Below are 22,692 nucleotides of genomic sequence, written 5' to 3'. Positions count from 1 at the left end.
ATGCCGGGCCAAAGCCGCACCGGATCCGGCCGGACGCTGCGCTTCGTCCTCGGCGACCAGCTCACCCGCCGCGTCTCCAGCCTGACCGACCTCGACCCTGAACGCGACGTCGTCCTGCTTGTCGAGGTGCGGGCCGAGGCGACCTATGTCCGCCACCACAAGCAGAAGATCGCGTTCCTGTTCGCCGCCATGCGCCATTTTGCGTCCGGACTGGCGGACGAGGGCGTGACCGTCGATTACGTGCGGCTCACCGATCCCGGCAACACCGGCAGCTTCACCGGCGAGCTGGAACGGGCGGTCGCGCGGCATCACCCCGAGCGCGTCGTCGTCACCGAGCCGGGCGAGTGGCGCGTCTGGCAGATGATGCAGGACTGGCGCCAGACGCTCGGTCCGCCGGTGGAGATCCGCCCCGACAACCGCTTCCTCTGCCCGCGCGAAGACTTTGCGCGCTGGGCGGAGGACCGACACCACTTGCGGATGGAGACCTTCTACCGGGGCATGCGCCGTCGCACCGGCCTGTTGATGGATGGGGGCGAGCCCGTGGGCGGCCGCTGGAACTTCGACGCCGAGAACCGCAAGCGCCTGCCCAAGGGGCACCGGCCCCCCGACCGGATCGGTTTCCAGCCGGATGCGGTGACGCGCGAGGTCATCGCCCTGGTGGAGCAGGAGTTCGCCGACCATTTCGGCGATCTCGCCGGGTTCTCCTGGCCCGTGACGCGGGACGACGCGCTTGCCGCCCTCCGGCATTTCATCGCGACGTGCCTGCCGACCTTCGGCGATTACCAGGACGCCATGAAGACCGGCGCGCCCTTCCTGTATCACGCGCTGATCTCGCCGGCCCTCAACGCCGGGCTGTTGACCGCCGAGGAGGTATGCCGAGCCGCCGAGCGGGCTTTTCGCGCGGGCGCAGCGCCGCTCCACTGCACCGAGGGATTCATCCGACAGATCCTCGGCTGGCGCGAATACGTGCGCGGCCTCTACTGGGCACGGATGCCCGCATATCGCGAGACGAACGCCCTCGAGGCAGGGCGCGCCCTGCCGTGGTTCTACTGGTCGGGCGAGACCAAGCTCAACTGCATCGCGCAGGTCGTCGCGGATACGCGCGCCCACGCCTACGCCCACCACATCCAGCGCCTGATGGTGACCGGCAACTTCGCGCTCATCGCCGGACTCGACCCGGCGCAGGTCGAGGATTGGTACCTGATCGTCTTCGCCGATGCCTACGAGTGGGTGGAACTGCCCAACGTGCACGGGATGGTGCTGTGGGCCGATGGCGGCGTGATGGGTTCGAAACCCTACGCCGCTTCGGGTGCCTATATCGACCGGATGTCCGATTACTGCGGAGGGTGTGCCTATGACGTGAAGGTCAAGTCCGGGGCGGCGGCCTGCCCGTTCAACTATCTCTACTGGAATTTCCTGATCGAGAACGCGGACAAGCTCGCCGGAAACCCGCGCATGACGATGCCCTACAGGACGCTGCAGGGCTTCGGGGACAAGCGGCGTGCTGAGATCCGCCGCGACGCCAGTGCGTTTCTCGAATCGCTGTCGAGCGAGCCCGGTGCCGCCTACAAGGCTGACCAGACGGCGAGCGTCACGTAGGGGGCGACGGCCCGCCGGTGGGCCTCGCTCTGAATGCCGACCGAGACCCGAAAGCTGACGCAGCCGACGGCGAAATCCGTCCCGTGCAGCCCGAATTTCCACTCTCGATAGCCCGACGCAGCTGTGTAGAGGCTCGCCTCGGGACCGAGATAGGCGCCCCAGAGGCGGTAGCCCCAAGCCGTCCGCATCCAGACGCTGTCGATCGCCGAGCCCGCGATCACGGTAGTCTGGACCATCGTCGCTTCCGTCGGGCGCGCCCAGACTTCGCCGTGCAGCCGTAGACCGAAACGCAGGGGCAGCATGGTCGGGCCGAGGCCGTCGGTCAGCATCTGGACAGACCCTTCCGGACCCGCGAAGGCGGCGACCACGCCCCAATCGAAAAACCACTGGTAGCCGAGTCCGACAGCGCTGACAGCCGTGTAGCGCCGACGCGGGCCGTCCAAGTCGCGCTCGCCCTGCCTGCCGCCGCCGAGGCTCGCCAGTGCCACGAAACCGTCGTCTTCGAGGGACGGCAGGCCGATCTTCACGCCCGCCGTCACGAACGTGGCGGCGTCGGCGTCGAGGCTGCCGAACAGGAGCATGTCGATCTCGTCGGCGCCGGCCGCGTTGCACGAACAGGCGCCGCTGAGAAACCCGATCGCGGCCCAAGTCGAAATGCCGTGAGGTCTCTGTGGGCCACACAAAAATCGCACGCTCTTCCCTCCGATCGAGGGAAAATCAACGAGTCGTCGTGCCGAGTCGACTTAGAATTTTCGATGATAGACAGGAATTATACTATATTGATACTTGATAAATATCTCTCGAACCTAAAATAATCCTGACTTGTCCAACGTACCGGTTATTTCAATCGGCCTTCCGTGCGCCGCTTTCGAGAGCGTTTATCCCGACGATAGGCCGAAGCCGTCCCGTCGCAGGCCTGCCGTGCTTGGCGTACCACCGGTTCTCGGCTAGAGCCCCCCCGGGACAGCGAAGGTTGGCGGATCCTTGACCTCCGGTGCACGAACGTCGGACGTCCTCACGGTGTTGGCGAGCCAGGAAGGCGAGCGCCTCACGGTGGGGGACATCGTCGCGGTCCTGCGGGATCGCGCCTTCGCGCTGCTCGTGGTGCTGCTCGGCTTGCCGAACTGCCTGCCGATGCCGCCGCCGATTCCGCTGATCTGCGGCCTGCTGCTCCTTCTTGTGGCGATCCAGATCGCGGCCGGGATGTCGGCACCCTGGTTGCCGCGGATGCTGCTCGGCCGCTCGATCGCGCTGGTCGACGTACGGCGCGCGGTGACGCGCGCGGTGCCGGTCCTGCGGCGCCTGGAGCGCTGGTCGCGCCCGCGCCTGAGCGTGTTCGAGACCGCGCTGGGCATGCGCGGCATGGGCATCGCCCTGCTCGCCCTGGCCCTGGCCCTGATCGTGGCCGCGCCGATCGTTGGTCAGATCCCGCTGGGCCTCGCCGTCTGCCTCGTGGGCCTCGGCCTCGTCGAGCGTGACGGCATCTTGGTGATGGGCGGCCTGGTGATCGGCCTGTTCGGCGTCGCCATCAACGCCGGCTTCGCTTACGCGGTCATCGCCGGGATCCTCAGCCTTCTGAACGTCTGGTAGGATGCCTTACAGCCGATAACGGATCTGATCGGTCCAGAAGCGCTCCAAACGGCCGAGCGCTTGGTTGAGCCGGCTGAAGTCGTCGTCCGAGATCCCGCCGATCGGGGCGATCGTGCGGGCGTGCTTGTCGTACAGACCCTGGATGATCTCGTGTACCTGACGGCCCTTGTCGGTCAGGCTGATCCGGACCGAGCGGCGATCCGTCTTCGAGCGGGCATGATGCAGATAACCGGCCTCGACGAGCTTCTTCACGTTGTAGGAGACGTTGGAGCCGAGATAGTAGCCTTTGGTCCGCAGCTCGCTCGCGGTGAGTTCCTTGTCGCCGATGTTGTACAGCAGCAGGGCCTGGACGCTGTTGACGTCCTCGCGGCCGCGGCGCTCGAACTCGTCCTTGATCACGTCGAGGAGCCGGCGGTGCAGACGCTCCACGAGGTGGAGAGCCTCCAGGTAGGAGCCCTTGCCGGGCAATGCCTCCTCGGTGGCTTCGATCTTCGGGGCCCGGGCGCTCTGCGTCTTCATCTCTGCCTCGCCGTCAGATGTTGCGGTATCCGTTCAATGCGGTGCCGCTGATGATGGCTAAGCTACCGCTCGGGAATGAAAGGCGATTTAAGCGACAGGATGAATTGCCGATTTACGCTTTGAGGTAAAGACAAACTGAAGCGAAGATCAGAACGGTTCGTTCACCGTGCTTCCTGCGCGGCCAGCCAGGACAGCAGGAAGTACAACAGCACGACGCAGCCGCCGAATACGAGGAGCGAGAGCGGCACCGGCAGGAGTTGCGGCGTCAGGACCGCGAGCGTGATGGCCGATGTCACGGCGAGCAGCCAGATGACGCCGCCCCAGGCGCTGGTCAGCCACAGGCCGATCGCGGCCGCGGCATCGACAACCGCGAAGTAGACGATGGCCGCCTGCCGGCCGAACGGCTCGGTCTCGAACGGCCGCGATCCGGGGACGACGTCGAGGATGGTCGCCCAGGACGCGACGCTCTTGATCAGCCAGAGCAGCGCCGTGATCCGCATGAACCAGATCAGCGCCGTATCCCACGTACCGGGGGCCGGGCCCTGGGCGCGCTCGATCCGGTCGCTCGGGATCTCGCCGGGCCGCGGTGTCTTGCGCCGGATCGGAAAGGAGCCCGGCACTACGATGCGCTCGGGGCGGGGAGGGGCCGGTTCATGATCGGGGCCGGAGTCCTGATGACGGGCGAGGAGTCGCCGGGTTGAAGCGGTTTGGCGAGTCTGCGTCAACGGCCGGGTTTCGCGGGCTCGGTCCCGTGTGCTAGTCCGGCGCCTCCGGCGCACCTGCGCCGAGCGATCCGCGGCGCAGGCCGCGCGAACGGTAGCGAAGCCGCATGTCAGACACCCTGCCCGAGCCGCGTCCCATCGCCCTGGAGGCCGCCCGGGAGGGCGCTCGTGTCGAGGGCCTGAAAATCACCCAGCGTCCGCGCCGCAACCGGAAGGCCGAATGGTCGCGCCGCCTCGTCCGCGAGCACACGCTCACCGTCGACGACCTGATCTGGCCGATGTTCGTCATCGACGGCGCCGGACGGCGTGAGCCGATCGTCTCGATGCCCGGCGTCGAGCGGCTTTCGGTGGACGAGATCGTGCGCGAGGCCGAGCGCGCGGCACGTCTCGGGATCCCGGCGGTGGCGTTCTTTCCGTTCACCGAGGTGTCGCGGCGCGACCCGACGGGCTCGGAGGCACTCAATGCCAACAACCTCGTCTGTCAGGCGGTGCGGGCCGTGAAGCGGGCGGTCCCCGAAGTCGGGATCATGACCGACGTCGCCCTCGACCCCTACACCAGCCATGGCCACGACGGCCTCATGCGGGATGGGGCGATCCTCAACGACGAGACCGTGGCGGTCCTCGTGGAGCAGAGCCTGATCCAGGCCGAGGCCGGAACCGACATCATCGCCCCGTCCGACATGATGGACGGGCGGGTCGGCGCGATCCGGGCCGGGCTCGACAAGGCCGGCTTCCTCGATGTGCAGATCATGGCGTACGCCGCGAAATACGCGAGCGCGTTCTACGGCCCCTTCCGCGACGCGATCGGCACGAAGGCCGCCCTCGTCGGCGATAAACGGACCTACCAGATGGATCCGGGCAACTCGGCCGAAGCCCTGCGCGAGGTGCGCCTGGATCTCGACGAGGGCGCCGATTCGGTGATGGTGAAGCCGGGTCTGCCCTATCTCGACATCATCCGCCGCGTCCGGGACGAGTTCCAGGTTCCGACCTTCGCCTATCAGGTGTCCGGCGAATACGCAATGATCGAGGCGGCGGCCCGGAACGGGTGGCTCGACGGCGACCGTGCGATGGTGGAAGCGCTGCTGGCTTTCAAGCGGGCCGGGGCCGACGGTGTCCTGACTTATCACGCCCCCCGGGTCGCCGAGCGCCTGCGCAACCATCCGTGAGGCCGGCGCATCGCTGGTTGCTCGCGGCGGCGGTCTCGGCCGGCTTTCTGGGAGGGCTCGCCACCTGTGATGATGCCCGGCGACGCGAGCGGGTCGCGACCTGTCGCCGGGCGCTGCCGGCAGTCGCCCCGGAGGCCGGCATCCGCCTGCTGCGGGCCGGCCCCGGACCGACCGCCGACACGGTCCGGGTCGATTACGCGGAGGGCAAGCGGCAGCATTGGCTGACCTGCCGCTTCGATGCCGGCTCGACCCTCCTCGCGCTGGCCACCGAGAGCAGTCATCTGTCGGGTCCGGCGCTCTACATGCTGAAGCGCTTCTATCTCGATACGCCGGACGCGGCGGCCGGGGATCCAGGCGACCACTGAACGATCCGGCCCCGCGACAGCCTCTTGCGGCCCCGGCGCACCGCCACCACCTCTCGACGCGCAGCCTCGCTTGCAGGACGCGACATGATGCAGAACCCCCAACCCGGCTACGCGCAGCGCTTCGATGCGCCCGGCTACGCCGCTTCGCTGCCCGTACCCTTCGTGCGGGCGAGCCTCGGCGCCCGCGCGGTAGCCTACCTCCTCGACATCCTGTTCATCTTCGGTTTCACCGTGCTGCTCACGCTGCTGATCACGCTGGTCGGGGTCGTGACCTTCGGCCTGGGTTGGACCCTGTTCGCGGTCCTGCCGGCGAGTGGCATCATCTACAGCGCGATGACGGTCGGCGGCGCGCGGCAGAGCACGATCGGCCAGAGGCTGATGGGTCTACGGGTCGTGGCACCGGAGAGCGGCGCGCGGGTCGACATCATCACGGCGGCCGTCCACGCCCTTTTGTTCTACGTGGCCGTTTCGACCTTCCTGCTCTGGTGCGTCGACATCGCCTTCGGGCTCGTGCGGTCCGACCGTCGGCTCGGCCACGATCTGTTGCTGGGTCTCGCGGTGGTCCACGCACGCTGAGGTCGCCGTGTCGCGGTGAAAATATCGTGCGGTGAAGGGCCGGGCCATTGAGCCCGGCAGCTTCGCCTGTACACTGTCACGCCGGCGCCGAGAGGATGCATCCGGTGCAGGGTCGAACAGAAGCGTGACCAGCCATCCGCGCGACACACCGCAATTCTACCTCACCGCACCTTCGCCCTGTCCCTACCTTCCGGGCCAGGAGGAGCGGAAGGTGTTTACTCATCTCGTCGGCCGGCGCGCCCGCGATCTCAACGAGATCCTGACGCAGGGCGGCTTCCGCCGCTCGCAGACCATCGCGTACCGGCCGGCCTGCGAGACCTGCCGGGCCTGCATCTCGGTCCGGGTCGTGGTCGACGAATTCGAGCCGAGCGCGAGCCAGCGGCGCATCCTCAGCCGCAACACGGACTGGGTCGGGACGCCAGAACCGAACCGTCCGGCCTCCGAGCAATACGCTTTGTTCCGCCGCTATCTCGATGCCCGCCACGGCGACGGCGGCATGGTCGACATGACCGTGCTCGACTACGCCATGATGGTCGAGGACAGCCACGTCGACACCCATCTCGTATCCTATCGGCGTCACGGGCCGGACACGGCGATCACCGGGCGCGGCTCTGGCCCGCCGCTGGCGTTCTGCCTGACGGACGTCCTCGCCGACGGCCTGTCGATGGTCTACTCCTTCTACGACCCGACGGAGGCTTCGCGCTCGCCCGGCACCTTCATGATCCTGGATCACATCCGCCGGGCCCGGCGCCTCGGCCTGCCCTACCTGTACCTCGGCTACTGGGTCGAGGGCTCGCGCAAGATGGATTACAAGTCGCGCTTCCTGCCGCAGGAACGGCTGATGGGGCAGGGCTGGGTCCGGGCGGACTGACGCTTCCCGGGCGAAGCGGCCCGGACATGCCGGATCCGCATTGAGCGGCCGGGGCGGAGCGTGTTACCGGCCTCGCACCTGTTCCGGACAGCGCCGAGGCCCCATGATCCCCCGCTACAGCCGCCCCGCGATGACCGCGATCTGGTCGCCCGAGAGCCGCTTCCGGATCTGGTTCGAGATCGAGGCCCACGCCACCACCGCCCTCGCCGAGATCGGCGTCGTGCCCAAGGCCGCCGCCGAGACTGTCTGGGCCAAGGGCCGTGACGCGGTGTTCGACGTCGCCCGCATCGACGCGATCGAGGCGGTGACCAAGCACGACGTGATCGCGTTCCTGACCCACTTGGCGGAGATCGTCGGCCCCGAGGCGCGCTTCGTCCACCAGGGCATGACCTCCTCGGACGTCCTCGACACCTGCCTCAACGTTCAGCTCGTACGCGCCGCCGACATCCTGATCGCGGATGTCGACGCGCTCCTCGACGCCCTAAAGGCCCGGGCCTTCGAGCACAGGATGACGCCCAGCATCGGCCGCTCGCACGGCATCCACGCCGAGCCCGTGACCTTCGGGCTGAAGCTCGCGCAGGCCCACGCCGAGTTCCAGCGCAACCGCCGCCGGCTCGTGGCGGCGCGGGAGGAGGTCGCGACCTGCGCGATCTCTGGGGCGGTCGGCACCTTCGCCAACATCGATCCGCGGGTCGAGGCCTACGTTGCCGAGAAGATGGGCCTGACCGCCGAGCCGGTCTCAACCCAGGTCATCCCGCGGGATCGACACGCGCAGTTCTTCGCCACTTTGGGCGTCGTCGCCTCGTCCCTGGAGCGGCTTGCCATCGAGATCCGCCATCTCCAGCGCACCGAGGTGTTGGAAGCGGAGGAATTCTTCTCGGAGGGCCAGAAGGGCTCCTCGGCGATGCCGCACAAGCGCAATCCGGTGCTCACCGAGAACATCACGGGCCTCGCCCGGATGGTCCGCGGCTACGTCACCCCGGCGCTGGAGAACGTCGCCCTCTGGCACGAGCGGGACATCTCGCACTCCTCCGTCGAGCGGATGATCGGCCCCGACGCCACCGTCACCCTCGATTTCGCCCTGGCGCGGATGACCGGGGTGATCGAGAAGCTGCTGGTCTACCCAGCCAACATGCAGCAGAACCTCGACCGGCTCGGCGGCCTCGTCCATTCGCAGCGGGTGCTGCTGGCGCTGACGCAGGCCGGCGTCTCGCGGGAGGATGCCTATCGCCTCGTCCAGCGCAACGCGATGCCGGTCTGGCGCGGGGAGGGCGACTTCCTGGCGCTGCTGAAGGCCGATCCCGAAGTCGCCGCGGCGCTCCCGCCGGCGCAGATCGAGGAATGCTTCGATCTGGGTTACCACCTCAAGCACGTCGACACGATTTTTGCACGGGTCTTCGGCGCGGCCTGAAGACGAGCGACATCCCATCCATGCTATGAGGACGAGATGCTTGCATTGCGCGCTCTGCCCGAGCCCGGCGACCTGGAACGCTACGAGCGGTTCTGCCCGGCTCCGCCGCGCGCTTCGTCGCGCTGGCTGAGCAGAGCACGGAGCGTGATCTTTGGGTTCTGAGGCTTCTTGCGCGCGGGGAGCGGTTCACCCGGCTGATGTCGTACGGATCACTGCGGGTCGCCGTCTTCGGCACGACGATCGGTTTCCGCGCCTTCTCACTGAAGGCCTTCGAACACTGACATGATGGTCGAGCCGCCGAGGTTGATGGCCGGCAAATGGCCCGATCCCGCTGCGATCGTGGAACTCGACGCTCTTGTTCCCGGCAGCGGCGCTCGCGTCTTGGATGCGTGTTTCCGAGCGTTGGAGACGGATGACGAAGAACGGCGCGCCCGATTCCGGACCGTGGTGGCGGATGCCTCGCACGCAGGGATCTACCGGCATCTCTGCCTGTTTCTCGGCACGGCTCTCGCTTCCGGAGCGATTGCCCTGGGCGCGTTCGTGGTGGCGCAAGGCGCCAACGTTTATGCCATCGCGGCCTTGGTCACCCCGATCTCCGGACTGGCCGGCGTCTTCGTTTGGGGCGGTCAGCGGCCGGAGGAAAGTCGCCCGACTCCCAAAGTGCCGGCGCCGTGGACGGCGAAGGGCTTCGTAACAGAGCTGAACAGAGACTGACCTCATGAGCCGCACCGTCTACCTCAATGGCGAATTCCTCCCCTTCGAGCAGGCCCGCGTGCCGATCATGGACCGCGGCTTCCTGTTCGCCGACGGGATCTACGAGGTCTCGGCGATCCTCGATGGGAAGCTCGTCGACAACGCCGCCCATCTCGCGCGCCTCGACCGGTCGCTCGGCGAGATCGGCATTCGCAATCCACACGACGCGGCCGGCTGGGAGCGGTTGCAGACGGAACTCGTCGCCCGCAACGGCGTCACCGAGGGCCTCGTCTACATGCAGGTGACGCGCGGCGTGGCCGAGCGCGACTTCGCGTTCCCGAAGGGCGATGTCGCGCCGACCGTCATGATGTTCACGCAGGCCAAGACCGTGCTGGCCAACCCGCTTGTCGAGACCGGCGCCCGGGTGATCACCGTGGAGGACCTGCGCTGGAAGCGCCGGGACATCAAGTCGGTCGCCCTGCTGGCCCAGGTGCTCGCCAAGCAGCAGGCTGCCGAGGCCGGGGTCGCCGAGGCCTGGATGGTCGAGGATGGGGCGGTGACCGAGGGGGCATCGTCCACGGCGTTCATCGTGAGCCGCGAGCGCGTGCTCGTGACCCGGCCGCTCTCGACGGCGCTGCTGCCCGGCATCACGCGCGCTTCGGTGCTGCGCCTCGCGCAGGAATCCGACCTAAGGATCGAAGAACGGCTTATCACCGTCGCGGAGGCCTACGAGGCTCAGGAGGCGTTCTTCACCAGCGCCTCGGCCTTCGTGATGCCGGTGGTCGAGATCGACAACCGCGCGATCGGCGCGGGCCGCCCCGGTCCGCTCACCCGGCGCCTGCGCGAACTGTACATCGCGGCCGCACGGCAGGATTGAGCGGACCGACTCGATGCGTGGGAGGCGGGTCCGCGCCGGAACGGATGCCGCCTCCGGCTGTTCCTCCCCGAAATCCGCGCCACGAGGGGAGAGCGATCGTGCCGAAGAATATCCTGTTCGCCGCGCTGGCCGCGATGCTGCTGGTTGGCTCCGCCCAGGCGCAGACGCCCAATGCCCCGCTGAAGGGTCGCGATACCGATCCGGCCCTGCCGCCCGCGACCGAAACGCCGGCCGAGCGCATGCGCCCGACCTCGGATGCGCCACCGAAGGATCAGTCGCTCAGCGACAAGCTCCAGCAGAACGACGGCGTCATCAAACCGCCGGCCGATGGAGCCACGGGAACGGTCGTGAAACCCGATCAGTCCGGATCCATGCCGGTGATCAAGCCCAACGAGCTGCCTGGCCGCACGCCGGGAACGGAAGCGAAATAGCCCGCCGCAGCCGGGGTGCGGAAGCGCCATGCGGGCGCGTTGCTTGATTTCGCTGCCCGGATCGCGGAAACGGCTGACGACGTACGCCGCCTGCACCCGTGGGTGGCGCCGTCCCGGTTTCCGTCGCGGGTAAGCAGGCAGACATGGCCAACGTCGTCGTTGTGGGCGCCCAGTGGGGCGACGAGGGCAAAGGGAAGATCGTTGACTGGCTCTCCGAGCAGGCCGACATCGTCGTCCGCTTCCAGGGCGGCCACAATGCCGGTCATACGCTGGTCATCGACGGGGTTACCTACAAGTTGGCGCTGCTGCCCTCCGGCGTGGTGCGCGGCGGCAAGCTGTCGGTGATCGGCAATGGCGTCGTGGTCGATCCCTGGCATCTCGTGGATGAGATCGGGCGCATCAAGGCGCAGGGCGTCGAGGTCTCGCCCGCGTCCCTCCGAATCGCCGACAATGCCACGCTGATCCTCCCGCTCCACCGCGAGCTCGACCATTTCCGTGAGACCGCGAATGCCGGCCTCAAGATCGGCACCACCAAGCGCGGCATCGGCCCGGCTTACGAGGACAAGGTCGGGCGCCGGGCGATCCGGGTGGTCGACCTCGCCGATCCCGACGCGCTGCCGGCCAAGATCGACCGGGTGCTGACCCACCACAATGCCCTGCGCCGCGGCCTCGGGATCGACGAGGTGAATGCCGAGGCGCTGCTGGCCGATCTGAAGGCTATCGCCCCAGAAATCCTGCCGTACGCCGATACCGTTTGGTCGCTGCTCGACGAGGAGCGCAGAGCCGGCAAACGCATCCTGTTCGAGGGCGCGCAGGGCGCCCTGCTCGATGTCGATCACGGCACCTATCCGTTCGTGACGTCCTCGAACATCGTGGCCGCGCAGGCCGCGACGGGCTCGGGCCTCGGCCCGGGGGCGATCGGCTACGTGCTCGGCATCGCAAAGGCCTACACCACCCGGGTGGGAGAAGGGCCATTCCCGACCGAGCTGTTCGACGCAATCGGTGAAACCATCGGCAGCCGCGGACGCGAGTTCGGCGTCAACACCGGGCGCAAGCGCCGCTGCGGCTGGTTCGATGCCGTGCTGGTGCGACAGACGGTGCGGACCTCCGGCATTCACGGCATCGCGCTGACCAAGCTCGACATCCTCGATGGCTTCGAGGAGATCCGCGTCTGCACCGGCTACTTGCTGGACGGGAAGCCGATCGACCATCTCCCGGCGAGCCAAGCGGCGCAGGCCCGTGTCGAGCCGGTTTATGAGGTGATTCCGGGCTGGTCCGAGACCACGGCGGGCGCCCGGTCGTGGGCGGATCTGCCGGCGCAGGCGATCAAGTATGTCCGCCGGATCGAGGAGCTGATCGGGGCCCCCGTGGCCCTGCTCTCGACATCACCTGAGCGCGACGACACGATCCTGATGCACAACCCGTTCGAGGATTGACGCATCGGGCGCTATCGCGTTGTGGCAGCATCTTTTCGGCCATTCCGCCCATATCCACGCCGCGCCGGCGTGATCTAGAACTGGTACGCAGCTCGTCGTCCATCTTCGCGGTGGACGGCGGTCGACAGAACGAGCAGCGTTCGGCCGCGGCCGCGCGCTGCGGAGACACGACATCAACGGCCGAGGGCCGCGACCGATCCTGCCGGAACGGCCGCGGCCCTCGGCTCCCGGCCACCGACCGGCATGCCGGCCGGCGACCGTAGGGGCGGATCAGGGGCACATGGCCGATTACTACCCGCTTCTGGCACGCGCCCTCGATGCGCTGCCGGATCGAACGCCCGCCCTGCGCAAGGCGGTCTACGATCGTGCGCGCAACGCCCTGATCAGCCAGCTCCGCTCGCTCGATCCACCGCTCTCCGAGGGCGATATCGATCTCGAGCGCCGGGCTCTGGATGCCGCTATCGAGCGGCTCGAAGTCGATCACGGCGGACTTCCGGCGCCGGCGAACGACGCCGCGCAGGCAGCCCGCCACGAGCCGGCTCCGGCACCGGCGGTTCCGGAGCCGGCGCTGCCCGAGCCCGCCGCCGAGCCGGCGCTTCCTCCTGCCGGTTCTCCCTTCGAACCGCGTTACGAGCCGCCGGCGATCGCGCCGGAGCCGGAACCGAGCCCGCGGGAGGCCTCGATCCCGCTCGCGACGCGGCGTCCCGGTACGGCAGCGCCCGCAGCCTCCGAGGTGAGCGAGCCGGCGGCGGCCGTTCTTGCGCCGCCGGAGGATCCCGATCTCGCCGCGGCGGTGACCGATGCCGGCAATGGCCGCCAGCGCCCACGCATCGAGGTGGTGCCGCCGCGGGCCGGACGCTCGCGGCTGCTGCGCAACATCTTCGTGGGCGGCATCCTGGCCGCCGTGATCGCCATGATCGCCGTGGCCGCCTTCCTGCTCCGTGACCGGCCCCAGAGCCTTCCAACAAGCGCGACGGAGACAGCCGACACGCAGAAGCCCGAAGCGGAAACCAAGTTCAGCGACCGCATCGGCGGCGAGGCCTCCCCCGCTCCGCGGGTCAGCCCCCGGCCCGACAGCGCTGCGCCCCCGCGCGCCGCAACGCCGTCCACGGAGCCGACGGTCTCGGTCGCTCAGCGGGCCGAGTTGATCGAGGAGGTGGGCGGCGAGAACGCGCAGCCGACGCTGATGACCGGCCGTGTCACGTGGAAGCTCGATACGGTGAACGGCGACCAGGGACAGCCTCTGCAGAACGCCGTCGTGGCCACCGTGACGATCCCGGACGCGGGGCTCACTCTGGTCATGACGATACAGCGCAATCTCGACACGACACTGCCGGCCTCCCATACGGTGAATCTGACGTTCAGCCAGACCGGAGGCGGGGGCGGCCGTACGATTCAGGATGTCGGCCTGCTCCAAGCCAAGGACGATCAGAATGCCCGCGGCTCGCCGGTCTCAGGCCTTCCCGTCCGGGTCCGCGACAACCTGTTCCTGATCGGCCTCTCCTCGCTGCCGAACGACATCGAGCGCAATACTGACTTGCTGCTCCACAAGAACTGGTTCGATCTGGCCCTGCGCTACACGTCCGGCAAACGTGCCGTTTTGACCTTCGAGAAGGGGTCTACGGGCACTCAGGTCATGCAGAACGCTTTCACCGCCTGGCAGTGAAGGCGGCCTGTCCGGCGGAGCCGGTTGATGCACCCGCCTTCCGAGCCTCAATGCGCTTCGATGCCCGTCCGAGGCAGTTCGCGGCTGGCGATGTTGCGTTTGACCGCTTCCTGCACCTTCTCGAAGGCGCGGACTTCGATCTGCCGCACGCGCTCGCGTGAGACGCCGAACTCGCCGGAGAGATCCTCCAGCGTGATCGGATCCTCGGCGAGACGCCGGGCCTCGAAGATGCGGCGCTCGCGCGGATTGAGCACGCTGAGCGCATCCCGCAGGGCCGAAAGACGATTCTGCCCCTCCTGCTCGCGGGCCAGCACAGTCTCCTGACTCGGCGCGTTATCCACCAGCCAGTCCTGCCACTCGCCCTCGCCCTCCTCGCGCAGGGGCGCGTTGAGCGACGTGTCGCCGGAGAGGCGGCGGTTCATGTCGATCACGTCCTGCTCCGGCACGCCGAGGCGGGTGGCGATCTGCTTCACCTGATCGGGCTTGAGGTCGCCCTCGTCGAGCGCCGAGATCCGCCCCTTGGCCTTCCGCAGGTTGAAGAACAGCTTCTTCTGGTTCGCCGTGGTGCCCATCTTCACCAGGGACCACGAGCGGAGGATATATTCCTGGATGGCGGCCTTGATCCACCACATCGCGTAGGTCGCGAGCCGGAAGCCCTTGTCGGGATCGAAGCGCTTGACCGCCTGCATCAGGCCGACATTGCCCTCGGACACGACCTCGCCGATCGGCAGGCCGTAGCCGCGATAGCCCATGGCGATCTTGGCGACGAGGCGCAGGTGCGACGTCACGAGGCGATGCGCGGCCTCACGGTCACCGGCGTCCCGCCAGGCCTTGGCCAGCGTGAACTCCTCCGTCGGCTCCAGCATCGGGAACTTGCGGATCTCATCGAGGTAGCGTGACAGGCCACCTTCGTTGGCGAGCACGGGCAGCGTACCGGCCATGGCATTCTCCTGGACTTGAGTCCCCCTATCGGGCGGACGCGACGGGCAACAGTGCCGTCCACTCGGGCCGCTCTTGAGCCGACCCTGCCGGCCACCCATCTGATACGGGTCGCCGGGAGCCGATCGCGATCGAGGACACCCACGTCGTCATCAACGCGCGACCGGCCGAACTGGATCGTACCATGGCACGAAGTGACGCGGTACGGTGTGATGTTTCGCACGCCGCCTGAGGCTGGTTACGCGCCGGTCCCCTCTGATTGGTCCGCACGCAGGCGCGCGACCAGCGCTGCGAGATCGGGCGGTAGCGGACTCTCGAAGCGCAGGTCCGTGCCCGTACGCGGATGGCGGAAACCGAGCAGCGCGGCGTGGAGTGCCTGCCGTCCGAGCGCTGCCAGAGCAGCGCGGGCGTCCGGCACGAGGCGCGCAGCCTTGGTGCGGAAACCGCCGCCGTAGACCGGGTCGCCGAGCAGCGGATGGCCGAGATGGGCCATGTGCACGCGGATCTGATGGGTCCGTCCCGTCTCAAGCCGACATTCGACCAGGGCGGCCTCGGGGTAAGCCTCCGCGACGGCGTAATGCGTGACGGCGTGGCGGCCGGACTCGTCCGGCACCACCGCGATCTTCTCGCGATGGAATCGGGAGCGGGCGAGGCTCGCGCGGATCGCGCCGGTTCGGGGCTCGGGCAGGCCCCAGACCACGGCCGCGTAGGCGCGCTCCAGTGGTCCGGTACGGCCGTGATCGGCGAATTGAGCGGTGAGACCCTGATGCGCGGCATCGTTCTTGGCGACAACGATGAGACCGCTCGTATCCTTGTCGAGGCGATGGACGATACCAGGGCGGCGAACGCCGCCGATCCCCGAAAGGCTGGCACCGCAATGGGCGATCAGCGCGTTCACGAGGGTTCCGCTCTCGTGGCCCGGCGCCGGGTGGACCACGAGACCAGCTGGCTTGTCGATGACGATCACGTCTTCGTCCTCGTAGACAATCGGCAGGTCCGTCTCCTCGCCCGCCGGTTCGGCCGGCACAGGCGGAGGCAGCGTCAGCACGATGCGGGTGCCAGCGCTGGCCTTCGCGGCGGGATCGTGCAGCGGTGTGTCGTTCCCGCGCACATGGCCGGCGCGGATCAGATCCTGCAGCCTGGCCCGGGACAGGTCCGGAAACAGCGCCACCAGGGCGCGGTCGAGCCGCACGCCGCCTTCCGCGACGACGCCGACGCGCTCATCGAAGTCAGTGTCCAAAGTGTCCACCACGATCCCGTTCCGCAGCCCGATCCGCTCCGCCGAGGCGAAATTCCGAGGAAGGCTCTTGCTCCTCCGGCGGGTCGTGGCTATAGCACCGCCACGCCGCCGGAAAGCTCCCATCGTCTAGCGGTCTAGGACGTCGCCCTCTCACGGCGAAAACAGGGGTTCGATTCCCCTTGGGAGCGCCATCTCTCCATATTCAGGCTGCCGATGGCAGGGCTTAGCCGTCCTTGATCGTCGCCGCATCCGAGATCCGGGCGGCCATTCGGGGCGCTGTCCCGTCTTCTTGCCTCACACACCCGGCGCGACGCTGCGAAAGGGCAAACCCGACTTACAAAAGGGCCAGTCCGATCGTCGGGAGCGGCAAAGCGAGGCTGCAGCGCGTTTTAAGTGACAGTGGCGCGCCTCTCACGGCCCGGTCGCAGGAACGCCACTGAAGGCGCATCGGTCCGTCCGCATCACCCACGCGGCCGTCAAGGCCGAGGCGTGGATCGCCCTTGCATCATCCTGCACGCAGCCGACGCGCGTCGGAAACACGGATCCGGGTCAATCCTTCAGATCGGGGCCGGCCGGGTCGCCGGGGGGCACGTCCGGACCCGGGCTGGGCTGTCCGGTCTCGGGCAGGCTGTCGTCGGGTGCCGAGGGCTCATCCGCGCCGAGCGGTCGCTCGCGGGGTGGCAGTTCCGGCTCCGGCGGCCGGTCGTGCCGCGGAGGCGCTTTCGGTCCGCTCGCCCGAAGCCGGTCAACAGCGCACGCGCGCGCGGGAGCCGGACGGGGTGAGGGCGAACTCCCTCGTCCGGCTCCAGGATCACCCCAGACACCTCGGGCAGACAGCGCTGGAGCGATTGGGGATGGCGATGCGGTCTGCGGCGGGAACGGCGGCGTCACGCGGAGGCGCCCAATTCCCGAACCAAGCGGTCCCGGGCGCGGCTGACGCGGCTCTTCACGGTGCCGGCCGGACAACCGATCACCGTCGCGGCAGCCTCGTAGGGCAGGCCATCGACGGCGACCAGCATCAGGGCCTCCCGATGCGCGGGTTCGAGCCGGTCGATGGCCGCCTGCAGATCGCGGAGATCGAGCCTGTGATCCTGCCGTGCCGGCTCCGAGAGGACCGAGGCGTACATGCCATCGGGATCGGGTACCTCCCGCCGCCGCTTGCGCCGCCCGTTGATGAAGCCGTTCCTCAGGATCGTGAACAGCCATGCAACCAAGCTCGTCCCCGGCTGGAAATGTCCGCGGTGTTCCCAGGCCTTCAACAGGGTGAACTGGACGAGGTCGTCGGCCTCGGTGCCGTCGCAGGTCAGCGACTGGGCATAGCGGCGCAGCCGCGGCACGAGGCCGATCAGGTCATCCTTGAAGGCGCGCGGAACGGCCCGGCGGGCGTCGGCCGCATCCAGCGCCGTCGACAGGCGCTGCAGGATCGCACCAAGGGGCGAGCTACGATCGATCTCAGCAACTTGTGGGTAGTATTGGCGCAGCCTTTCTCCGAGCGACGGATGGACAGGGGAATGGACGGCGCTGGCCTCGGAGACTGGGCCCGGAAGTTCGTCGGCGGATCGCACGATAGGTTCACCCGTAGCGCCAGGTAGTTCGTGGCTCTGCTGGTTTTGCCATCGCCTGCAGACGCCGGCATCTATCCTGATCGATATCGATGGCGTCAATGATGCGGGTATACCAGTGAAAAATGGTGCGTGACCGGAACCCGCTTGTGCGCAATCCGTTTGTGCCGGTGAACCGCAGCGGCGGTGGCGAGATGGGCGTGGATCGGACGTGACGGCGGGCGTGGACAGGCACGAACTACGGCAGATCATTGCCGGCTTGAGCGAAGGCGTGATCTTGGTCGAGCCCGATCAGACCATCGCGTACGCCAACGATGCCGCGCTCGCCATGCACGGCGTCCAGACCCTCGACGAGCTGGGGCAGACCGTCGACGCCTACCGGGACCGTTTCGCGCTGCGCTACCGCAACAATCGCGCGCCGGAGCACTATCCGATCGAGCGCGTCGTGGCCGGCGAGACCTTTCACGACATCCTGGTCGAGGTCACCCGCACCGATCAGTCTGGCGTCGATTTCGTCCACTCGCTCAGAAGCTTGGTCGCGATGGACCGGGACGGTAAGCCGAGCTGCCTCGCGCTGATCCTGAAGGATGTCTCGGATCAGTTCGAGGCCGAGAAGCGCTTCGAGACGACGTTCAACGCCAATCCGGCGCCCGCCGTGATCACCCGCCTGTCGGATCTACGGCACGTCAAGGTCAACCACGGCTTCCTGGAGATGACGGGCTACACCCGCGACGCCGTCATCGGCCGCAGCGTGTACGAGGTCGACGTGCTGGCCAACGCCCGCAACCGCGACCTGGCGATCTCGCGGCTGCATGAGGGCGGCACGATCCCGCAGATGGAGGCTTGCCTCGACCTCCCCGATGGCGGCTCGCGCTTCGTCATCGTGGCCGGGCAGCAGATCGTGCTGGGCGAAGCGCCCTGCATGCTGTTCACCTTTGCCGACCTGGAGCTGCGCCGGAAGGCCGAGACGGCCTTGCGTCAAAGCGAGGCCCGTTTCGCCACGGCGTTTCGCATGACGCCGGTGCCGACCGTTCTGGCGCGGGCACAGGATTATTCCGTCACCGGTGTCAACGAGGCCTTCGGGCGGGTCTTCGGTCTCGGTGAGGATCGGATCCTCGGGCAAAGCCTCGATGAGTCCGGCCTGTGGGTGGTCGATTCCCAGCGCGCGAGCTTCGAGGCCGCGATGGCCGGCAGCGGCTACGTCCTCGGCGTCGAGGTGTGCCTGCGCCACGAGAACGGCGCCAGTCTCGACTGTCTGGTCTCGGCCGAGCGGGTCACCATCGACGATGCCGACTTCGTGCTGCTGGTGCTGCAGGACATCACCGAGCGCAAGCACACCGAGCGCGAGCTGTTCGACGCGATCGAGGCGGTGATGGCCGACACGTCGTGGTTCAGCCGCGGGTTGATCGACAAGCTGGCCAACCTGCGCCGCCCGGGGCGAGAGGGCGGTGATGGAACGGCCCCGAACCTCACCGTGCGCGAGCGTCAGATCCTCAATCTCATCTGCGCGGGATTGGGGGACGATTCCATCGCGCACAAGCTCGGGCTGTCCCGCAACACCGTGCGCAACCATGGCGCCGCTCTCTACCGAAAGCTCGGCATCCACAAGCGGAGCGAAGCCGTCATCTGGGGACGCGAGAACGGTTTCCCGCACAGCTCCGCCGACTGAGTTTTACTACTGTACCGGTACGAAAGAACTATTGATTGGCCCGAGCCACGTCACATCTGGGAAGCGCCCGCGGGCGTCAACAAATCGGCGATGGACAAACAGCGGCCTGTCGAACGCCGGTATGACCCCGGGTCGCGGCTGAAGGCGGCGCCGCGGAGTCGGAACCGGCTCCGCAGCCCGCGCCCGCCAGAGATTACCCGGCGTCTCCAACGGGCGCCGAACGACACGAAGCAGAGAGGAGAACGAGATGGTGGATACGGATCGGATCACGGGGGCCGCCAAGAACCTGGGCGGCAAGATCCAAGGCGCGGTCGGAGACCTCACCGGCTCGCATCGTCATTCGGCCGAAGGACGCCTCCGTGAGGCGGAGGGCGTGGCCGAGAACGTCTATGGACAGGCGAAAGATGCGGTGCGGGACGCGGCCGAGACGGCCTACGACTTCGCCGAGGACGCCTACGAGCGCGGTGGCCACGGCCTGCGTCGGGGGACCCGCGAAGTCAGCCACCAAGTCGCCGAATACCCGCTCGCCTCGCTGCTGATCGCGGGCCTCGTTGGTTTCGGGCTGGGCCTGCTGGTCAACGCCACCCGCGACTAGGGACGTTGCCGCACGCGTCGCACGCGTCGTCAGCAGCCTTCATCGTTCCCATGCGCGCCTCGCGTCCAACCGACGTTCCCTTCGGCGACGAGCGCTTACAAAATCGTCGACATTGACGATGACCTACCTGGAGTGACAGCGTGAACACTATTCAAACCGCCGCAACACCCCTCTCGACCGAAGCGCACGGCGATACCCGCGCGATTCTGCTGAACCAAGTCTCCTGGGGGGCGATTTTCGCGGGCGCTGTGACGGCGCTGGTGACGCAGGTGATCGTCAACCTCGTCGGCGTAGGGATCGGCCTTGCCTCGGTCGGCACGACCGCGGCCGATAACCCCTCGGCCTCGACGGTCTCGCTGAGTGCGGGCGTCTGGTTCGTGGCCTCGGGCATCATCGCCTCCCTGGCCGGCGGCCTCATCGCCGGCCGCCTCTCGGGCAAACCGCTGCCGGGCGCTGCCGCCCTGCATGGGCTGGTTTCCTGGGCGGTGACCACCCTGGTGGTGCTCTACATGCTGACCTCGGCCGCCAGTGGTCTGGTGGGCGGCACGCTCAGCACCGTGACGGCCGCTTTGGGCGGAGCGGGCAATCTCGTCGGCGGCACGGTCCAGACCGCCGCGCAGGCGGCCGCGCCGTCGCTGTCGAAGATCACCAATCCCCTTGACGGCATCGAGGACAAGGTGCGCCAGCAGACCGCTGGCCAGGATCCGCAGGCCGCCCGGGACGCTGCGGTCGCGGCGATCAAGGCGCTGTTCACGGGCGACGCGGCGCAGAAGCAGCAGGCGGAGAGCCGTGCGGCGGACGCGCTGGCCAAGGCCCAGAACATTCCGGTCGATCAGGCCCGCCAGCAGGTGAAGGACTACGAGACGCAGTACGACCAGGCGGTCGCGACCGCCAAGCAGAAGGCGGAGGCTGCGGCGGTGACCGCGAAGTCCGCGGCGACGCAGGGCGCGTTCTACGCGGCGCTGGCGCTGATCCTGGGAGCCCTGGCGGCATTCCTGGGCGGCCGCCTGGGTGCGCCCAAGCCAGCCACGCTGCTGGGCACCTACGAGACGCGGCGCGTCTGATCCCTACACACGATCAGGTTCACCGATCCCCGCCCTGGGCGGGGGGTCGGCCCGGCCGGGCGGACAAGCCTCGCGTGCCGGGTCGATTCAAGCAGAGCGAGACAGGAGAGAACGCGATGAGCAGCACGACCGACAAGCTGAAGGGTCTGGCCAACGAGGCTGTTGGCAACGTCAAGCAGGCGGCCGGCAAGGCCACGGGCAACGATCGGCTCGTGGCAGAGGGCAAGGCGCAGGAGCTGAAGGGCGACGCGCAGAAGACGGTCGGCGGCGTCAAGGACGGTGCAAAGTCCCTCGTCGACAAGGTCACCGGTAAGCGCTGAGCCCGCGCCCATCATCCCGGGTGGTGTTGCGTGCGCGATGCCACCCGCAGAGCGTTTGCGAGCGCGCCGTATTGGCAGATGCCTGTCGGCGGGAGCCGGTTTCGCCGCAGGGCGACCGATGCGAATGCACGGCTCGGGGTGAGCACCGCGGTTCGTCTGTGAACCGCCGGCGCTCCTGAGCGACTATCGTGCTGCGCGGGACTCTGACGGCCTTCTTCGAACGCGGCGTGCCGTTGCGTCCGGCCGCTGCGATCGGCACCCGATCGCGTGCGGATCAAACCCCTGTTCGGCCGGGCTCTTTCGCCCCGAACCGTTAAAAGGGCCGGCCGGAAGCGGCTCGGCAACGATCGCCGGGGACCAGCGACGCGGCAGGTCGGGCCTTCGCTCGATCATCCCGGACGCGCGGACGCCGTCCAAAGTTTCACCCGGGCCGACCGGCCCATGTCATGAACGAGGAGAGTTCGATGAGCGACGGATATCCATCGATGACTGCGCTGCTGGGGCTGCTGGCCGTGGCCGGCTACCAGAACCGCGACAAGATCTCCGAATGGCTCGGCCATCATGGTGCGAGCGCGACGTCGAACCAGCCGACCCGGGATGCGTCCCCAACGGCCGGCTCCGCGTTGCCCGGCAATTTCGGGCAGCTGCTCGGCAACGCGGGGTCTGCGGGCGTCGGCGGCCTCGTCGGCCGCGGGCTCAGCGAACTTGTCGAGCATTTCACCAAGGGCGGCCAGTCCGAGACCGCGCAGTCTTGGATCGCCCACGGCCCGAACCGCGAGATCCCGCAAGCCGATCTTGAGCGTGCGATCGGGTCCCAGACGCTGGCGGCGCTGGAGCAGCGGACCGGGTTGAGCAAGAGCGAACTGCTGGCCCGCCTCTCACGCGACCTGCCTTCGGCAATCGATCGCTATTCGCCGGATGGCCGGCTTCCCGCCTTCGGCTGAGGACCGCCGGCTCGGATCGGCCGCCGTCGCGGGGCGCTGAAGCCTCGGAGGCGCCGCTCCGCGATCAGCTCATCGGCCCGCGCCATCAGCGAGGGCCCGTTCGCGAGTCGGAGGGCGGCGGCCGTCTTGAGGGCGATGATGGTCTCGAAGCGCGCGGCCGCCTGAAGCGGAAGGGAACCGACCGGGGCGCCGTGCAGGATGCGGTCGATGTCTTTCGCCGACCGCTCCACATCCTGCACGACGCTGGTTGTGTCGGCAGCCAGCCCGCCCTGATTCACCTGCGCAGCGTAGGCGTAGACGGCCGGCAGGCGGTGGCTCGCGGCCAGGGCGATGATCCGCGGACCGCGAATGCCCATCACCGCTTCCGGCACCGCCATGAGGCTTCCCGGCGAAAGCGGTGATCGCGTGTCCGATCTCCCTGGCACCGTGGACGCCGG

24 protein-coding genes and 1 tRNA gene are annotated in these 22,692 nt (G+C 68.1%); 18 read left to right on the top strand and 7 right to left on the bottom strand.

Annotation, left to right across the window (positions count from 1 at the left end):
- Positions 1 to 1,599 carry a cryptochrome/photolyase family protein gene (locus MKK75_RS31275; protein WP_244046362.1) on the top strand — a complete coding sequence of 533 codons (1,599 nt, stop codon included), beginning with the start codon at positions 1 to 3 and terminating at the stop codon, positions 1,597 to 1,599.
- On the opposite strand, the gene bcsS is transcribed toward MKK75_RS31275, so the two are convergent.
- Positions 1,566 to 2,180 (bottom strand): cellulose biosynthesis protein BcsS, encoded by a 615-nt coding sequence (gene bcsS / locus MKK75_RS31270; RefSeq protein WP_244046361.1) that lies wholly within the window; start codon positions 2,178 to 2,180, stop codon positions 1,566 to 1,568. The two genes, MKK75_RS31275 and bcsS, sit on opposite strands and share 34 nt — an antisense overlap.
- 403 nt (positions 2,181 to 2,583) lie before the next feature.
- Here bcsS and MKK75_RS31265 point away from each other — a divergent pair, with 403 nt between their 5' ends.
- The gene (locus MKK75_RS31265; protein ID WP_279594253.1) at positions 2,584 to 3,189 is read left to right on the top strand and encodes an exopolysaccharide biosynthesis protein; all 606 of its coding nucleotides are present in this window, start codon (positions 2,584 to 2,586) and stop codon (positions 3,187 to 3,189) included.
- Between the two features lie 6 nt (positions 3,190 to 3,195).
- On the opposite strand, the gene ldtR is transcribed toward MKK75_RS31265, so the two are convergent.
- Together ldtR and MKK75_RS31255 are read right to left on the bottom strand one after the other, a co-directional pair.
- Entirely contained in the window at positions 3,196 to 3,708 is a 513-nt protein-coding gene (gene ldtR, locus MKK75_RS31260; RefSeq protein ID WP_244046359.1) for a transcriptional regulator LdtR, read from the bottom strand.
- Between the two features lie 161 nt (positions 3,709 to 3,869).
- On the bottom strand, positions 3,870 to 4,328 hold the full coding sequence (locus tag MKK75_RS31255) for a DUF6163 family protein (RefSeq protein ID WP_244046358.1): 459 nt from the start codon (positions 4,326 to 4,328) through the stop codon (positions 3,870 to 3,872).
- Positions 4,329 to 4,537: 209 nt separating this feature from the next.
- On the opposite strand from MKK75_RS31255, the gene hemB reads away from it, so the two are divergent.
- From hemB to MKK75_RS31205, 10 genes are all read left to right on the top strand, one after another.
- On the top strand, positions 4,538 to 5,596 hold the full coding sequence (hemB, locus tag MKK75_RS31250; protein WP_244046357.1) for a porphobilinogen synthase: 1,059 nt from the start codon (positions 4,538 to 4,540) through the stop codon (positions 5,594 to 5,596).
- Positions 5,593 to 5,961, top strand: a complete 369-nt coding sequence (locus MKK75_RS31245) for a hypothetical protein (protein WP_244046356.1) — start codon at positions 5,593 to 5,595, stop codon at positions 5,959 to 5,961. Before hemB ends, MKK75_RS31245 begins: the two co-directional genes overlap by 4 nt.
- An 87-nt stretch (positions 5,962 to 6,048) precedes the next feature.
- A complete protein-coding gene (locus MKK75_RS31240) occupies positions 6,049 to 6,537 on the top strand; it encodes an RDD family protein (RefSeq protein ID WP_244046386.1) in 489 nt (162 codons plus the stop codon).
- A 124-nt stretch (positions 6,538 to 6,661) separates the two neighbouring features.
- Positions 6,662 to 7,408, top strand: coding sequence for an arginyltransferase (locus tag MKK75_RS31235; protein WP_244046355.1), 747 nt, complete (start codon positions 6,662 to 6,664; stop codon positions 7,406 to 7,408).
- Between the two features lie 103 nt (positions 7,409 to 7,511).
- A complete protein-coding gene (gene purB / locus MKK75_RS31230) occupies positions 7,512 to 8,819 on the top strand; it encodes an adenylosuccinate lyase (RefSeq protein ID WP_244046354.1) in 1,308 nt (435 codons plus the stop codon).
- 282 nt (positions 8,820 to 9,101) lie between these two features.
- The gene (locus MKK75_RS31225) at positions 9,102 to 9,533 is read left to right on the top strand and encodes a hypothetical protein (RefSeq protein WP_244046353.1); all 432 of its coding nucleotides are present in this window, start codon (positions 9,102 to 9,104) and stop codon (positions 9,531 to 9,533) included.
- Between the two features lie 4 nt (positions 9,534 to 9,537).
- Positions 9,538 to 10,389, top strand: coding sequence for a D-amino-acid transaminase (locus MKK75_RS31220; RefSeq protein ID WP_244046352.1), 852 nt, complete (start codon positions 9,538 to 9,540; stop codon positions 10,387 to 10,389).
- Positions 10,390 to 10,487: 98 nt separating this feature from the next.
- Positions 10,488 to 10,820: a hypothetical protein gene (locus tag MKK75_RS31215; RefSeq protein WP_244046351.1), complete on the top strand. Its 333-nt coding sequence runs from the start codon at positions 10,488 to 10,490 to the stop codon at positions 10,818 to 10,820.
- 143 nt (positions 10,821 to 10,963) lie between these two features.
- Positions 10,964 to 12,256 (top strand): adenylosuccinate synthase, encoded by a 1,293-nt coding sequence (locus MKK75_RS31210; RefSeq protein WP_244046350.1) that lies wholly within the window; start codon positions 10,964 to 10,966, stop codon positions 12,254 to 12,256.
- A gap of 280 nt (positions 12,257 to 12,536) precedes the next feature.
- Positions 12,537 to 13,922, top strand: a complete 1,386-nt coding sequence (locus MKK75_RS31205) for a histidine kinase (RefSeq protein ID WP_244046349.1) — start codon at positions 12,537 to 12,539, stop codon at positions 13,920 to 13,922.
- Positions 13,923 to 13,969: 47 nt separating this feature from the next.
- Here MKK75_RS31205 and rpoH read toward each other — a convergent pair whose 3' ends face one another.
- Both rpoH and MKK75_RS31195 read right to left on the bottom strand, forming a co-directional pair.
- A complete protein-coding gene (gene rpoH / locus MKK75_RS31200) occupies positions 13,970 to 14,863 on the bottom strand; it encodes an RNA polymerase sigma factor RpoH (RefSeq protein ID WP_244046348.1) in 894 nt (297 codons plus the stop codon).
- Between the two features lie 236 nt (positions 14,864 to 15,099).
- Positions 15,100 to 16,110, bottom strand: coding sequence for an RluA family pseudouridine synthase (locus MKK75_RS31195; RefSeq protein WP_244046385.1), 1,011 nt, complete (start codon positions 16,108 to 16,110; stop codon positions 15,100 to 15,102).
- 106 nt (positions 16,111 to 16,216) lie between these two features.
- Here MKK75_RS31195 and MKK75_RS31190 point away from each other — a divergent pair.
- A tRNA-Glu gene (locus tag MKK75_RS31190) sits at positions 16,217 to 16,292 on the top strand.
- A gap of 696 nt (positions 16,293 to 16,988) precedes the next feature.
- Here MKK75_RS31190 and MKK75_RS31185 read toward each other — a convergent pair.
- Complete coding sequence (locus tag MKK75_RS31185; protein ID WP_244046347.1) at positions 16,989 to 17,666, bottom strand: sigma-70 family RNA polymerase sigma factor; 678 nt, start codon at positions 17,664 to 17,666, stop codon at positions 16,989 to 16,991.
- Positions 17,667 to 17,874: 208 nt separating this feature from the next.
- Here MKK75_RS31185 and MKK75_RS31180 point away from each other — a divergent pair, with 208 nt between their 5' ends.
- The 5 genes from MKK75_RS31180 (at position 17,875) to MKK75_RS31160 (ending at position 22,255) form a co-directional block, all read left to right on the top strand.
- Complete coding sequence (locus MKK75_RS31180; protein ID WP_244046346.1) at positions 17,875 to 19,332, top strand: helix-turn-helix transcriptional regulator; 1,458 nt, start codon at positions 17,875 to 17,877, stop codon at positions 19,330 to 19,332.
- A gap of 247 nt (positions 19,333 to 19,579) precedes the next feature.
- A complete protein-coding gene (locus tag MKK75_RS31175; RefSeq protein ID WP_244046345.1) occupies positions 19,580 to 19,927 on the top strand; it encodes a CsbD family protein in 348 nt (115 codons plus the stop codon).
- Positions 19,928 to 20,067: 140 nt separating this feature from the next.
- Positions 20,068 to 20,991 (top strand): PhnA-like protein, encoded by a 924-nt coding sequence (locus tag MKK75_RS31170; protein WP_244046344.1) that lies wholly within the window; start codon positions 20,068 to 20,070, stop codon positions 20,989 to 20,991.
- Between the two features lie 116 nt (positions 20,992 to 21,107).
- Positions 21,108 to 21,311 (top strand): CsbD family protein, encoded by a 204-nt coding sequence (locus tag MKK75_RS31165; protein ID WP_244046343.1) that lies wholly within the window; start codon positions 21,108 to 21,110, stop codon positions 21,309 to 21,311.
- 464 nt (positions 21,312 to 21,775) lie between these two features.
- On the top strand, positions 21,776 to 22,255 hold the full coding sequence (locus MKK75_RS31160) for a YidB family protein (RefSeq protein ID WP_244046342.1): 480 nt from the start codon (positions 21,776 to 21,778) through the stop codon (positions 22,253 to 22,255).
- On the opposite strand, the gene MKK75_RS31155 is transcribed toward MKK75_RS31160, so the two are convergent.
- Entirely contained in the window at positions 22,219 to 22,632 is a 414-nt protein-coding gene (locus MKK75_RS31155) for an ABC transporter substrate binding protein (RefSeq protein WP_244046341.1), read from the bottom strand. The genes MKK75_RS31160 and MKK75_RS31155 overlap by 37 nt on opposite strands.
- Between the last annotated feature and the right edge of the window lie 60 nt (positions 22,633 to 22,692).

Source organism: Methylobacterium sp. J-030 (genome assembly GCF_022829545.1).
Classification (GTDB): Bacteria; Pseudomonadota; Alphaproteobacteria; order Rhizobiales; family Beijerinckiaceae; genus Methylobacterium.
Note: the sequence above shows the minus strand (reverse complement) of the source record. Positions and strands in the feature narration are given on the sequence as shown.

Excerpts from the sequence above, each read along its gene's own strand:
- MKK75_RS31275 (WP_244046362.1), top strand. The coding sequence starts at position 1 with ATGCCGGGCCAAAGCCGCACCGGATCCGGCCGGACGCTGCGCTTCGTC.
- bcsS (WP_244046361.1), bottom strand. The coding sequence starts at position 2,180 with ATGCTCCTGTTCGGCAGCCTCGACGCCGACGCCGCCACGTTCGTGACG.
- ldtR (WP_244046359.1), bottom strand. The coding sequence starts at position 3,708 with ATGAAGACGCAGAGCGCCCGGGCCCCGAAGATCGAAGCCACCGAGGAG.
- hemB (WP_244046357.1), top strand. The coding sequence starts at position 4,538 with ATGTCAGACACCCTGCCCGAGCCGCGTCCCATCGCCCTGGAGGCCGCC.
- MKK75_RS31240 (WP_244046386.1), top strand. The coding sequence starts at position 6,049 with ATGCAGAACCCCCAACCCGGCTACGCGCAGCGCTTCGATGCGCCCGGC.
- purB (WP_244046354.1), top strand. The coding sequence starts at position 7,512 with ATGATCCCCCGCTACAGCCGCCCCGCGATGACCGCGATCTGGTCGCCC.
- MKK75_RS31225 (WP_244046353.1), top strand. The coding sequence starts at position 9,102 with ATGATGGTCGAGCCGCCGAGGTTGATGGCCGGCAAATGGCCCGATCCC.
- MKK75_RS31220 (WP_244046352.1), top strand. The coding sequence starts at position 9,538 with ATGAGCCGCACCGTCTACCTCAATGGCGAATTCCTCCCCTTCGAGCAG.
- MKK75_RS31210 (WP_244046350.1), top strand. The coding sequence starts at position 10,964 with ATGGCCAACGTCGTCGTTGTGGGCGCCCAGTGGGGCGACGAGGGCAAA.
- MKK75_RS31205 (WP_244046349.1), top strand. The coding sequence starts at position 12,537 with ATGGCCGATTACTACCCGCTTCTGGCACGCGCCCTCGATGCGCTGCCG.
- rpoH (WP_244046348.1), bottom strand. The coding sequence starts at position 14,863 with ATGGCCGGTACGCTGCCCGTGCTCGCCAACGAAGGTGGCCTGTCACGC.
- MKK75_RS31175 (WP_244046345.1), top strand. The coding sequence starts at position 19,580 with ATGGTGGATACGGATCGGATCACGGGGGCCGCCAAGAACCTGGGCGGC.
- MKK75_RS31165 (WP_244046343.1), top strand. The coding sequence starts at position 21,108 with ATGAGCAGCACGACCGACAAGCTGAAGGGTCTGGCCAACGAGGCTGTT.
- MKK75_RS31160 (WP_244046342.1), top strand. The coding sequence starts at position 21,776 with ATGAGCGACGGATATCCATCGATGACTGCGCTGCTGGGGCTGCTGGCC.
- MKK75_RS31155 (WP_244046341.1), bottom strand. The coding sequence starts at position 22,632 with ATGGCGGTGCCGGAAGCGGTGATGGGCATTCGCGGTCCGCGGATCATC.